Origin of the sequence: Proteus sp. TJ1640 (genome assembly GCF_003144445.1) — a bacterium.
In the GTDB taxonomy this organism is placed as follows: domain Bacteria; phylum Pseudomonadota; class Gammaproteobacteria; order Enterobacterales; family Enterobacteriaceae; genus Proteus; species Proteus penneri.
On record NZ_PENY01000010.1, the window covers coordinates 476,498 to 490,824 of the forward strand.

At 40.4% G+C, this 14,327-nt stretch carries 10 protein-coding genes; 2 read left to right on the forward strand and 8 right to left on the reverse strand.

The features are described from left to right. Window positions 1-57 precede the first annotated feature (57 nt). The 7 genes from DK861_RS05020 to DK861_RS05050 all read right to left on the reverse strand — a co-directional run bounded on the left by DK861_RS05020 (window position 58) and on the right by DK861_RS05050 (window position 10,541). Window positions 58-1,254, reverse strand: coding sequence for a lactate oxidase (locus DK861_RS05020; protein WP_109399398.1), 1,197 nt, complete (start codon window positions 1,252-1,254; stop codon window positions 58-60). A gap of 122 nt (window positions 1,255-1,376) precedes the next feature. Further along, window positions 1,377-2,000, reverse strand: a complete 624-nt coding sequence (gene ycaC / locus DK861_RS05025; RefSeq protein ID WP_072063835.1) for an isochorismate family cysteine hydrolase YcaC — start codon at window positions 1,998-2,000, stop codon at window positions 1,377-1,379. 380 nt (window positions 2,001-2,380) lie between these two features. Beyond that, entirely contained in the window at window positions 2,381-3,058 is a 678-nt protein-coding gene (gene narI / locus DK861_RS05030) for a respiratory nitrate reductase subunit gamma (protein WP_109399399.1), read from the reverse strand. Beyond that, on the reverse strand, window positions 3,055-3,780 hold the full coding sequence (gene narJ / locus DK861_RS05035; RefSeq protein ID WP_204101248.1) for a nitrate reductase molybdenum cofactor assembly chaperone: 726 nt from the start codon (window positions 3,778-3,780) through the stop codon (window positions 3,055-3,057). The genes narI and narJ overlap by 4 nt, the downstream gene beginning before the upstream one ends. Continuing rightward, window positions 3,780-5,333 (reverse strand): nitrate reductase subunit beta, encoded by a 1,554-nt coding sequence (gene narH / locus DK861_RS05040; RefSeq protein ID WP_109399401.1) that lies wholly within the window; start codon window positions 5,331-5,333, stop codon window positions 3,780-3,782. Before narH ends, narJ begins: the two co-directional genes overlap by 1 nt. Next, window positions 5,333-9,094 (reverse strand): nitrate reductase subunit alpha, encoded by a 3,762-nt coding sequence (locus tag DK861_RS05045; RefSeq protein ID WP_109399402.1) that lies wholly within the window; start codon window positions 9,092-9,094, stop codon window positions 5,333-5,335. The genes narH and DK861_RS05045 overlap by 1 nt, the downstream gene beginning before the upstream one ends. 52 nt (window positions 9,095-9,146) lie before the next feature. Continuing rightward, complete coding sequence (locus DK861_RS05050) at window positions 9,147-10,541, reverse strand: NarK family nitrate/nitrite MFS transporter (RefSeq protein ID WP_109399403.1); 1,395 nt, start codon at window positions 10,539-10,541, stop codon at window positions 9,147-9,149. Window positions 10,542-10,838: 297 nt separating this feature from the next. On the opposite strand from DK861_RS05050, the gene narX reads away from it, so the two are divergent. Next, window positions 10,839-12,644 (forward strand): nitrate/nitrite two-component system sensor histidine kinase NarX, encoded by a 1,806-nt coding sequence (gene narX, locus DK861_RS05055; protein WP_109399404.1) that lies wholly within the window; start codon window positions 10,839-10,841, stop codon window positions 12,642-12,644. A gap of 25 nt (window positions 12,645-12,669) precedes the next feature. Next, a complete protein-coding gene (narL, locus tag DK861_RS05060; RefSeq protein ID WP_109399424.1) occupies window positions 12,670-13,323 on the forward strand; it encodes a two-component system response regulator NarL in 654 nt (217 codons plus the stop codon). Here the strand turns inward: narL and DK861_RS05065 are convergent. Continuing rightward, complete coding sequence (locus tag DK861_RS05065; protein WP_006535470.1) at window positions 13,320-14,222, reverse strand: LysR family transcriptional regulator; 903 nt, start codon at window positions 14,220-14,222, stop codon at window positions 13,320-13,322. The genes narL and DK861_RS05065 overlap by 4 nt on opposite strands. Window positions 14,223-14,327 lie beyond the last annotated feature (105 nt).

The following is a 14,327-nucleotide window of genomic DNA, read 5'->3' on the forward strand; positions in this document are numbered from 1 at the left end:
CCCACACTCAACTTAAGCGTGGGGTTTTTATTCTTCTTAACTTAATAAATAAGCTAATTATTGATTAAAGCTAGCATCAGTATAAAGATGTGTTGCCTGAATATCTTTTACTGTTTTTGCGCCACCTAACATCATATTAATTTTTAATTCTTTATTTAAATGTTGGATAACTGAATTTACACCTTCAGCTCCCCCTAAATTTAATCCATAAAGGATCGGGCGACCAACAGCCACAACATCTGCACCACTCGCTAACGCTTTAAAGACATGAGAGCCACGACGTACGCCACTATCGAAAACAATAGGTACACGTTTATTCACCACTTTAGCAATCGCAGGTAATACATCAATGGTTGCTGGTGCGCTGTCTAATTGACGACCACCATGGTTAGACACCCAAATCGCATCTGCGCCAGCTTTAATGGCAGTATCTGCATCTTCAGGTGATTCGATACCTTTTACAATCACTGGTAAACCAGACATTTTCTTCACATATTGAATATCTGCTGGTGTGAAGGCTTGTTTAGCTTGTGCATAAATTTCGCTAATACCCGCACCTTTACCTGTCTTAGATTTATCATCGCTTATTTTTGCGAATGCTTCTAAGTTGGCAAAGCCTAATGGGAATTGGAAATTATTTTTCACGTCATCTTCACGATAACCACCAACCGAAGAGTCGATAGTCATAATAATACCTTTAGCGCCATACTGTTTTGCTTGAGATAAAATATACTCGTTAAAGGCGTCATTTTTACTCATATACAATTGAAAGAAGAAAGGATAACCCGGTTGAGCATCTGCCACTTCTTTAATGGTTTTATTACCATAAGTACTTAATGAAAAAATAGAACCTGCTTTTGCCATACCTTTTGCTGTGGCGACTTCGCCTTGTTGATGAGCAAGCCCTTGAGCTGCCATCGGTGCCTGAATAATAGGCGTATCTAATTTAATACCCAAAAATTCTGTTTTTAAATTTAAGTCAGAAAATTCGATGCCTTGTAATGACCGAGGCATAATATATTTTTTATCAAATGCAGTCGTATTTAAACGTAAATTATTTTCGTCTTCAGCACCACCTCGAATATAACCAAAAGCGCCTTTTTCCATATTAGCTTGAACTTGTGCTTCCATGGCTTTTAGGTTGACTATTTTTATTGGGCCTTCAGCAGTACTTGCTTTATATTCAGCCGCTTGTGCAACACCCACACTTAATGCCATCGCAATAGCGGTTGTTTTTAATATTTTGTTTTTCATTTTCGATCCGGTTATTAATTAAGGGCTTATATCTATAATTTAATAAATTTAAATTTTAATTAAATTATACTTTTCAAAAAATAATATAAGCCCTATTTTTGAATAAAACTTAAATTAACCGCTTACTTTTTTGTTAAAGTATTATAGCTTGTCATAAGATTACGATAGTCTGGAATATGGTTAGCAAACAGTGTGCCTAATCCTTCAACATCATTACGCCAATCACGGTGTAACTCACAAGCTAAACCAAACCAGTTAATTAATTGCGCCCCTGCTTTTGACATTCTATCCCACGCAGAGTCACGAGCAATAGCATTGAAAGTCCCTGAAGCATCGGTTACAACAAACACTTCAAAACCTTCTTCAAGTGCTGATAATGCAGGGAATGCGACACAAACCTCAGTCACAACACCTGCAATAATCAGTTGTTTTTTGCCTGTCGCTTTAACTGCTTTGACAAAGTCTTCATTATCCCATGCATTAATTTGTCCAGGGCGGGCGATATAAGGGGCATCTGGAAACATTTCGACGAGCTGAGGCATTAGAGGGCCATTAGGGCCATCTTCAAATGAGGTGGTCAAAATGGTAGGTAGATTAAAGTATTTAGCGGCATTGGCTAATGCTAATACATTATTATTGAATTTATCTGGCTCGATATCTCTGACTAAAGAGAGTAATCCTGCTTGATGGTCTACCAACAGAACAGCGGCATTATCTTTATCAATACGATGATATTTAAAGCTCATAATAATCTCCGATAGTATAATAGAGGTAAGACTCAATTAAATCATAGCACCAAATTTATATGCCAAGGCTCAGATTAATTTAAATTTACAATTACAATTAAGTTTATTTATTATTAATAAATAATCGATTTTGAATCTTTAAATTTAATTAAATATCACTATATTTAATTAACTGTTTATTGCCTGATATAAATTCATTTCGCTGAAAAGAATTATAAGTGCAACCATTCTTAAATGAATCTAAAGATTATTGCTTTAACCATTCAAAATTTTTGTTGATGTTTTAGAGCTGGAAAAAGAGATAAAAAAACCCCCGCGGGCGGGGGTGAGATAAGCGCAATTAAAAGGTCTCAAACTTACTATCAGGAGATGGGTATTCATTAATGACGATTACGCACAATTTGATAGCGACGCGTTAAGTACTCAACGGGTACGCTCCAAATATGAACTAATCGACAGAATGGGAACAATAAGAAAATCGTCATACCTAAAAAAATGTGCAGTTTAAATACGAATGCGACACCTTCAAGATGAGCCGAAGCACCGCCGTGGAAGGTCACGATAGATTGCGCCCAAGCCACCAGCTTCATCATTTCGCTACCATCCATATGTTGGGCCGAGAATGGAATAGTCAGCAGACCTAACGCAACTTGAATAACCAGAAGCGTTAAGATCATGATGTCACCAAATGAAGATGTGGCTCTTACCCGTGGGTTGGTTAAACGGCGTTTTAATAACATCACCCCCCCAACCAACATTAATACACCACAAGTACCGCCACCCACCATCGCCATAATTTGCTTATATTCAATTGGCAGGAAAGATTCATACATCCAATGTGGCGTTAACATCCCCAGAAAATGACCAGCAAAAATACCGATGATCCCAACGTGGAATAAGTTAGAAGCCAATCGCATATTTTTCTTGTCTAGCATCTGGCTAGAGCCTGCACGCCAAGTGTATTGACCATAATCATAGCGTAACCAACTACCGATAATAAAAACGGCACCAGCAATATAGGGATAGATATCAAAAAATAACGTATTGATGTAATTCATTTTTGTACTCCCGTATCCAACGAATTTCCCACGTTGAGATATTGAACTGCCGTCTCTTGTGCAAAACGACGCTGATGTTGGCTGATTTTGTTACCACCACATTGCGTACCTTCTCCAAGAAACGTCACTTGTTCTTCTACCCACACCGCATCTAACGCGGCGGGTGTATCATCTAAAGGCTCTTTTGCTACTTGAGCCGCAAGTTGTGAAGCGTCTAACTCACTTTGTGAAAGACAAAGCAACACATCAAAGAGAGCGTGATAATCACTGCCTCGTTGTTTTAAACGCTCACCTAACAGAGCCAAAATAGGCGTAATGTTGTTTAGCCCTTCAATACACTCAGTGGTAGGTAAAAGTGTTAAATACTCAAGGTAAGTCGGCAAATAGTCAGGGAGTTCACGGCTGCTTAATGTGATCCCCGCTTGTTGATATTGATTTAACAGATCAACCATTGCCTGACCACGATCGCGAGACTCACCATGAACATGTTCAAATAACAATAGTGATCTCGCTCTACCTCGATCAAAAAGCTCGCTGTAATTGGCTTGTGCATCTAACAACTCTTGTTGCGTTAAGGCGTGAATAAACGCCATTAATTTCGCAACTTGAGTCACAGGAAGCTCATCGGCCTCCTGTAATGCGTCAATAAGCTCGCCACGGTTATCCCATAATTCTTGTATGGGATAATCTAAAAGATGAGAAATCACTTTCAGAGAGATCATCATATTTTCTCCTCTGAACGACGTTCATCCTGTGGTGTTCTTGAAGTGATATCAATCGCATCAATCCGATGACTATTAAACAAATTAAATTTACTATCACTACCATGGCAACCATCACCAAAGCTAAAACCACAACCATTACGTTCTGGGAAAGCTTCTCTCGCAAGTTCTCGATGACTTGATGGAATAACAAAGCGATCTTCATAATTGGCAATAGCAAGATAACGATACATCTCTTGTGCTTGCGCTTCAGTCAAACCGACTTGCTCTAACGCACTTAAATCCGTTTTTCCTTCTACAGTTTCAGCACGTTTGTAATGGCGCATCGCTAGCATACGTTTTAATGCTAATAACACTGGTGCCGTATCACCGGCTGTCAGTAAGTTTGCTAAATACTGAACGGGAATACGTAAGCTTTCTACATCGGGCAGAACGCCTGTATGTGGTAACACACCTGCATCAGCAGCAGATTGAATCGGTGACAAAGGTGGTACATACCAAACCATTGGTAAAGTGCGATATTCTGGGTGCAGTGGTAATGCCAGCTTCCAATCTACTGCCATTTTGTACACAGGTGAACGCTGTGCGGCATCAATTACACTTAACGGAATACCCTGCTCTTCTGCAGCTGCAATCACTTCAGGATCGAAGGGATCTAAGAAGATATCTAACTGGCTTTGGTATAAATCTTTTTCATTATCTGCACTGGCAGCTTGTGAGATTTTATCTGCGTCATACAGCATTACCCCCAGATAACGAATACGCCCTACACAAGTTTCTGAACACAGGGTTGGCTGACCCGCTTCAATACGTGGATAACAGAAAATACATTTTTCTGACTTACCACTTTTCCAGTTGAAATAGATTTTTTTGTATGGGCACCCCGTTAAACACATGCGCCATCCACGACACTTATCTTGGTCGATAAGCACAATGCCATCTTCAGCACGTTTATAAATTGCACCACTTGGGCATGTCGCAACACAAGCTGGATTTAAGCAGTGTTCACATAAACGTGGCAAATACATCATGAATGTATTTTCAAACTGCCCATACATCTCTTTTTGCATATTAGCGAAGTTTTTGTCCGCAGCACGTTGACTAAATTCACCGCCTAAATCGTCTTCCCAGTTTGGACCTTTTTCGATCTTGGTCATGCGCTGACCTGTGATCAACGAACGAGGACGTGCTGTCGGTAATGAGCCTTCTGGTGCATTTTTTAAATGCTCATAGTCATAATCAAACGGCTCATAGTAATCGTCCAATGCTGGGACATCGGGATTGGCAAAAATTTTAGATAATAGACCAACACGGTTGCCCATTCTTGGTACTAATTTACCTTTGATATTTTTTATCCATCCACCTTTCCACTTTTCTTGGTCTTCCCAATTTTGTGGATACCCTGTGCCTGGTTTTGTTTCAACGTTATTGAACCAAGCGTATTCAACACCTTCGCGACTGGTCCAAACATTTTTACAGGTTACTGAACAGGTATGGCAACCGATACATTTGTCGAGGTTGAGTACCATACCGACTTGTGAACGAATTTTCATTATGCCTTCTCCTGTCCATTCAGGGTCTGTTGATAAGCATCACCTTCACCATCAAGCCAATCAATCTGTTTCATTTTACGCACCACAACAAACTCATCACGGTTAGAGCCAACAGTGCCGTAGTAGTTAAAGCTATAAGCTAACTGAGCGTATCCACCAATCATATGAGTTGGTTTAGGGCAAACACGCGTCACAGAGTTGTGAATACCACCACGCATGCCTGTCATTTCTGATCCTGGCAGGTTTATTTGACGCTCTTGTGCGTGATACATATAAATCATGCCATCGGGAATACGTTGGCTAACAATCGCTCTCGCAGTTAGCGCACCATTACTGTTGTATGCTTCAACCCAATCGTTATCGCTAATTCCCATCTCTTTGGCATCATCTTCACTCAGCCAAACCACAGGGCCACCACGACCGAGCGTTAACATCAATAAGTTATCGCTATAGGTTGAGTGAATTCCCCATTTTTGGTGAGGAGTCAGGAAGTTCAATGCTTTCTCAGGAAAACCATTTGGTTTTTTACCTTTAACCGCATCAATCGCTTTAGTATCAATAGGTGGACGGTAAACCACTAAGCTTTCACCGTAAGCACGCATCCACTCGTGATCTTGATACAACTGCTGACGACCACTTAAAGTACGCCAAGGGATCATCTCGTGAACGTTGGTATAACAGGCGTTATAAGAGACATGTTCATCTTCAAGGCCAGACCATGTTGGGCTTGAGATAATCTTACGAGGCTGAGCAACGATATCGCGGAAACGAATTTTCTCGTCTTCTTTCACTTTGGCTAAGTGAGTGTGATCGCGTCCTGTCACTTTACTTAGTGCATCCCACGCTTTTACCGCTACTTGACCGTTAGTTTCAGGGGCTAAAGAGAGGATAACTTCGGCTGCATCAATTGCTGTTTCAATTGCTGGACGCCCTTTTGCCACACCGTCATGACGGACACGATTGAGTTTTTTCAGGAAATCGACTTCTGTTTGTGTATTCCAACTGATCCCTTTACCGCCATTACCCAATTTATCCATCAGCGGGCCAAGTGAGGTAAAGCGAGCATAAGTATTTGGATAATCACGCTCAACAGGAATAAGATGTGGTGCGGTTTTACCCGGAATAAGGTCACATTCGCCTTTTTTCCAATCTTTCACATCGAAAGGCTGTGCCATTTCAGCGGCAGAGTCATGCTGAATAGGTAATGTCACTAAATCGGTTTCAACCCCTAAATGACCCACGCACAATTTAGAGAAGGTTTTAGCGATACCTTTATAGATTTCCCAGTCTGTTTTAGACTCCCAAGCAGGATCAACGGCTGCCGTTAATGGGTGAATAAACGGATGCATATCCGAAGTATTCATATCGTCTTTTTCATACCATGTTGCGGTTGGTAAAACGATATCTGAGAAAAGACAGGTACTTGACATACGGAAGTCTAAAGTTACCACTAAATCAACTTTACCTTCACCGCCTTTATCTTGCCATTCCACTTCTTGTGGCTTAACTTGGCCTTGCTCGCCTAAATCTTTACCTTGTAATCCGTTTTCGGTTCCCAGCAAGTATTTCAGTAAATACTCATGTCCTTTACCCGCTGAACCTAATAAGTTAGAGCGCCAGATAAATAAGTTACGTGGGAAGTTTTGTGGATTATCAGGTTGCTCTGAAGCAAAACGGATTTCACCTGATTTCAATGCATTAACGGTGTAATCAGCGACACTAACGCCTGCCTCTTGGGCTTTTTTCGCAATAGACAGCGGGTTTAAGTTTAATTGAGGTGCCGATGGTAACCATCCCATACGTTCTGAACGCACGTTCATATCGACCAAACTACCACTAAAGCGTGATTTATCCGCTAATGGTGATAATAACTCTGTCGGTGATACGGTTTCATAACGCCACTGGCTTGAGTGATTATAGAAAAATGACGTGCTATTCATATGACGAGGTGGGCGCTGCCAGTCAAGACCAAAGGCTAACGGCAACCAACCGGTTTGTGGACGCAATTTTTCTTGTCCAACATAATGTGCCCAGCCACCACCACTTTGACCAATACAACCACAGAAAATCAGCATATTAATAATGCCACGATAGGTCATATCCATGTGATACCAGTGGTTAATACCGGCTCCCACAATCACCATAGAACGACCATGTGTTTTTTCTGCATTATCTGCAAATTCACGTGCAATACGGGTGATATCTTGACGGCTTACCCCCGTCACTTTCTCTGCCCATGCTGGTGAATATGCTTTGATTTCATCGTAATTTGATGCGCAGTTTTCATCATTTAAGCCACGATCAATACCGTAGTTTGCTAATAGCAAGTCATAGACGGTTGTAACGTATTTTTCTTCGCCATTCGCAAGTGTAATACGCTTAGCAGGCAGTTTATGAACGAGAACGTCATCAAGAACAACACCTTCAAAGTATTCACTCTTGATGCCACCAAAGTAAGGAAATGCCACATCTACAACATCATCGTGGTTCTCTAAAAGCCCTAATTGTAAAGTGACTTCTTCACCACTCTTACCGTCTTTAGGCTCAAGATTCCATTTAGCTGCGCCTTCCCAACGAAAGCCCATCGAACCTTGAGGGGCAACCAATTGCTGTGTTTTCTCATCAATAGCAATGGTTTTCCACTCTGGGTTTTTCTCCTGATCGAGATTGTTCACTAAATCAGAAGCTCGTAACATACGACCCGCAACTAAATTGCCAGAATCATGTTTATCTAACATCACTAACATTGGCATGTCAGTGTAAGTGCGCACATAGTTACTAAAGTATTCAGTTTGGCGTTTAACGTGGAATTCGTTAAGAATAACGTGTCCCATCGCCATTGCCATTGCGCTATCAGTACCTTGTTTTGGATTTAACCATTGGTCACACAGTTTAGCAATTTCAGCATAATCAGGTGTAACCGCAACAGTTTTAGTCCCTTTGTAGCGAACTTCGGTAAAGAAGTGGGCATCTGGAGTACGTGTTTGCGGTACGTTAGAGCCCCATGCAATCAGGTAAGAAGAGTTATACCAGTCCGCCGATTCAGGAACGTCTGTTTGTTCACCCCATGTCATGGGTGATGCTGGTGGTAAGTCGCAATACCAATCGTAAAAACTTAAACATGCCCCGCCAATAAGAGATAAATAGCGCGCACCCGCAGCGTATGACACCATCGACATTGCTGGAATTGGTGAGAAACCGATAATACGATCAGGACCATATTCTTTAGCTGTAAATACGTTAGAAGCGGCAATAATTTCATTCACTTCAGACCATGAAGAACGAACAAAACCACCACGACCACGAGCTTGTTTATAGCTTTTGGTTTTTTCTGGCGAGCTAATAATAGAAGCCCAAGCATCGACAGGATCACAGTGTTGTGCTTTCGCTTCACGCCATAATTTAATTAGGCGTTTACGTACCATTGGGTATTTAACGCGGTTCGCACTATATAAATACCATGAATAGCTTGCACCACGAGGACAACCACGAGGCTCATGATCGGGTAAATCAGGACGTGTACGCGGATAGTCCGTTTGTTGGGTTTCCCATGTGACTAACCCATTTTTGACATAAATTTTCCAGCTACAAGAGCCAGTACAGTTAACACCATGAGTGGAACGGACAATTTTGTCATGTTGCCAGCGACTACGATAACCATCTTCCCAGTCACGATTAACATTTAATTCTTGGCCATGATCCTTTGAAAAGGTATCGCCAAGCTGTTTAAAATAGCGGAATCTATCGAGAAACTTACTCATCAGATACTCTCCCAATGCGCGTGAGCGCTCTCACATTGCGTATAATTCGTCATTATTGTTTATTGTGTTTACGTCCATAGACCAACCAAGTGATCAAGACGCAGGCGATATAAAATAGAACAAAGATTTTCATGGCTCCGGCAGGTGAGCCAGTCATTGCAAGCGATGTGCCAAAGGCTTTAGGAATAAAGAAGCCACCTATTGCACCAATGGCTGAGATAAAACCAAGCGCAGCTGCACTTTCTGTTACTGCTTCTTTTTGCGCTGCTTCATCAGAAGCACCTTGTGCTTTCATGCGGTCAACGGTGATTTTTCTAAACACCACAGCAATCATTTGGAATGTAGAACCGCTACCTAAACCTGCGGTTAAAAACAGCACCATAAATACGCCATAGAACGCGATAAATGAGCCACCAACACCATTTTCAGGTAGTGTTAAGAAGAGTAGAGCAGAGAAAATTGCCATGATGATAAAGTTAATCAGTGTGACTCGAATGCCTCCAAATTTATCCGACAAAGCGCCACCCACAGGGCGAGCTAAGGCACCTAATAAAGGTCCGAAGAAGGCATAATGCAAAATAACGATATCGGGAAATTGGGTTTTCGATAACATCGCAAAACCCGCTGAAAAACCAATAAATGAGCCAAAAGAACACAGGTATAAAATACTTAATAACCAGAGGTGACCACGTTTTAAAACAGGTAATTGCTGACTTAAAGAAGCTTTGTTAGCCGCAAGGTCGTTCATACCAAACCAAGCTGCAAATGTCAGGATCAACAAGAAAGGAACCCAAATCCACGCAGCATTTTCTAGCCATAAACGTGAACCATCAGGCTGAACGACACCTGGGCCACTAAACAGAGCAAAAACACCAACGCCAACCACTAAAGGGGCGACGAGTTGCATAACACTCACTCCGAGATTACCTAATCCGCCATTTAATCCTAATGCCCCACCTTGACGTGCTTTAGGGAAGAAAAAGCTGATGTTTGCCATACTGGATGCAAAGTTTGCTCCAGCAAAACCACATAACAGCGAAATTATAATAAAGGTTGAGTAAGACGTTGTGGCGTCCTGCACGGCGACGCCTAGCCAGAGACAAGGAATTATCAGAAATACGGTACTGATTGCCGTCCAGCGACGGCCACCAAAAATAGGAATAACAAAAGAATAAGGAACGCGCAGAATAGCACCTGAGACTGAAGGCAGTGCCGTCAGCATAAATAGCTGATCTGTGGTAAAGTTAAAACCTACTTTGTTCAAATTTACTGCAACGGCACTAAAAAGCATCCATACGCAGAATGATAAAAGTAAACAAGGAACAGAAATCCATAAATTACGTGAAGCGATCTTTTGACCAGTCTTTTCCCAAAAAGCTTTATCTTCAGGATGCCAATCTTTGATCACCCCTTTTCTCATTTTTTCTGGGTGTTGAGTGAGTGCCATAACAACCTCGATTAACGGTTAGATTGGCATCTTTGTACGATTAGAATTGTTAATTAGTCATGATCTGCATCAAGCAAACATTTGTTTGATTTTTGAACTAAAATCACTATTTACACCTAAGTATTAATAACATAATACTTAATTTTTCATTCTAAATTAATTAGTTAGATTAAAAACATCATAATTTAGAAGTGAAATTATCTCTATTGGATATTTAGGAGTAATACTTTAGTGGTATATGACATTTGGTGTCTTTTTAAGGCAATATAGCGCCAGAATAAACTTGGAAAAATAACGATGAGTACACATAAAATCCAATGGCACTACCGTTTTTCAATTATTAATCAGATAGCGATATTAATGTTACTTTTCACGCTATTGGGTGTGGTAGGAATGGCAATTTCTAACCATATTATTTTGAGTGTGCAAGGTAACGCTCATGCGATTAATAAATCTGGATCGTTGCGAATGCAAAGTTATCGTTTGCTATCTGCTTTACCTCTAGATGAACAGCATCGTTATTACCTTCATGAATTAGAAACCGATTTAGACAGTGATGAATTACTTCAAGTCCTAAGCAATGAATCGCTACAATCACAATATGCTCAATTAAATACTTACTGGAAAGATACCTTAAAACCAACATTGCTCTATGCAAAACAACGTAATGATGCAAAAGAAGAAGTTATCTTTTTTGTTTCTCAGCTCGATAAATTAGTGTTAAGTATCGACCAGCTAACAGAGCAAAAAATCAGGATGGTGGCTTATACTCAGCTTATTTTTACTGCACTCACTCTGTTATTACTGTTTGGCTCTGTTTGGCATTTTCGCCGTCGTTTATTACATCCTTGGCAACAATTAATGGCGATGGCTCATTCAATTGGTCATGGTAATTTTTCAGCACGTTTTCATCAGCGCGCACACCATGATGAAATTGCCACATTGGGTATCGCACTCAATACCATGTCAGAAGAGCTTTCTACGCTGTATAGTGAATTAGAAAAAAGAGTGGTCGAAAAAACGCACGACTTACAACAGAAAAATAAAGTGCTCTCTTACCTTTATCATTCAAGCCAGCAATTACACTCCCCTGCCCCTCTTTGCGCTCGATTAAGACAGATACTATTTGAACTTCAACAAATCATTCCTGATGCTTATTTGCAGATACGTTTATATGAAGATAATCATCACACACTGTTTAATGAAATCAGTTTAGAACCTCAATCACGTCCACATCACTGCCCAGATAAGCAATGCGAACGTTGTGAAGATAATACGTCAATAACGACTTCATTAAATAGTGGGTTATTACATTGGGAATTAGCTGATCAAATCCATCGTTATGGATTATTTGTCATGCAGTTACCTGAAACTACTGTTTTAACTGACGAACAGAATAATTTAATGTTATTACTGACAAAACAGATCTCAGCAATGCTTGCGATGGAACAGCAAAACGAACAGCAGCAACAGCTTTTACTCATGGATGAGCGTTCGGCAATTGCTCGTGAATTACATGACTCGATTGCTCAATCGCTTTCTTGTTTAAAAATGCAAGTTAGCTATTTGCAAATGCAGTCAGAAACCTTACCGGATAACTGCCAAAAACTCCTTAAAGAGATGCGAGAAGAGCTTAATGTGGCTTATCGTCAACTAAGAGAACTGTTAACCACGTTTCGCTTAAAACTCACAGAGCCGGGATTACTAGCTGCGTTAGAAAGTACACTGACCGAATTTAATCAGCGCCTTGGATTTACTATTAATTTTGACTATCAATTACCTGCAAAATGCATGAATTCACATCAGAGTATTCATGTGGTTCAAATTGTACGTGAAGCATTGAATAATATATTACAGCATGCCAATGCCAACTGGGCTGAAGTCTCTTTATCTCTTGATAATGGCATTATTGAATTAAAAATTAACGATAATGGTGAAGGAATTAGTCCTAACCCTGAAAAATTAAATCACTATGGCCTTATTATTATGCGTGAACGCGCAAATAGCCTAAATGGCTCTTATACTATCAAAGTACGTGAACAGGGCGGTACTCAAGTGCTTGTTAAATTTCCATTAATCACTACTCATAAAGACCCTGTCTAACATGGAGCAAGTCGTAATGAATAACATGGGATCACCCACAGAAAAAGCGACAATTTTACTCATTGATGACCACCCAATGCTACGCAATGGTGTAAAACAACTCTTAAGTCTTGATACAACACTCACTGTCGTTGGGGAAGCGGGTGATGGTATTCAAGGCGTGAAACTCGCAGAAGAATTAGATCCAGATTTAATTTTGCTGGATCTGAATATGCCAGGAATGAATGGTTTTGAAACACTTGATCAACTTCGACTAAAGTCGTTATCAGGTCGGATCGTTGTTTTCAGCGTATCAAATTATAGTGATGATTTAGTCACAGCGTTAAAACGTGGTGCAGATGGCTATCTTTTAAAAGATATGGAGCCTGAAGAATTGCTTGCAGCACTTAAACAAGCGGCTGCCGGAAAAATGGTTGTCAGTCCTGCATTAACGCCGATTTTAGCAGAATCATTACGTGAAGATCGTTCTGAAGGTGAGCGTGATATTGAACAACTCACCCCGCGTGAACGTGATATTTTAAAATTAATAGCGCAAGGGCTATCCAATAAAATGATCGCACGTAAACTTGATATCACAGAAAGTACGGTCAAAGTGCACGTTAAACACTTACTAAAAAAGATGAAGCTAAAATCTCGTGTTGAAGTTGCCGTTTGGGTTCATCAACAACGTATCGATTAATCAAAATTAGGTACAATGGGCTGATGAGAACTCATCAGCTCAACTAATTCTTTTGCCCCTTTTTGTAACGACTCCCCTTTTAGCCACATGGCATGAATAGGCAACCGTAACTCATTTTTCGTATTCTTAAACTGCAGCTGTTTTAATTTTCCTTTTTGTAATTGAGTATAAATCAGCGAATACGGTAAATTACCCCATCCCATTCCCGCTTCAACCATACCTAATGCCATTTGAAAACTATCCGTTTGCCAATAATTTGTAGCCACTAATGAGCGTTCATCTCTCAACTCTTTGGTGTGACTAGCGATCATAATTTGGCGAACATTCACTAAATCCTCAATAAATACGCCTGCAGGGTGTGCTAATGCAATATGACTTGCAGAGATTGTTGCCACTAATGACTCTGAGCCAAGATATTGAAATTGCTCATCACCATTCACATACAAGCCCCCATAAACGAGGCTCAATTGAATTTTATGTGAATGCAACATTTCAATAATGTCGTCTTGTGCTGCGGTTATCACATTCACATTAAGTAATGGATAACGTTGGGTTAATTCAGATAACGCAGGTAATAAATAATCAGGATTAATATCAGCTGCAACACCTATATTTAAAACACTTTCGAGATCCATGGAAAGCTCTTGTGCATGCACTTGTAATAATTTTAATTGCTCTGCGATCATTCTGGCATGAGGTTCAAGTGCTTTGGCTTTTTCGGTTGGTTGAGGCTCTCGTGATGAGCGCTCAAAAAGTGCATAGCCTAATTCAGCTTCCATATTGGCAATCGCCATACTAACAGCAGAAGGAACACGTTTTAATGAACGTGCTGCCGCAGAGAAAGATCCCTTATCCATCACGGCTAAAAATATCGCAATATGTTCACTTGAAAACTGCATGTTCACTCCTGATGTTTCAGTTAAATTGATACTAGCTGACTTTTTCTGTCATTCTTGCTGATTTATCTTACGATGCTTAACAACACGGATCCACAGAAAAAAGAG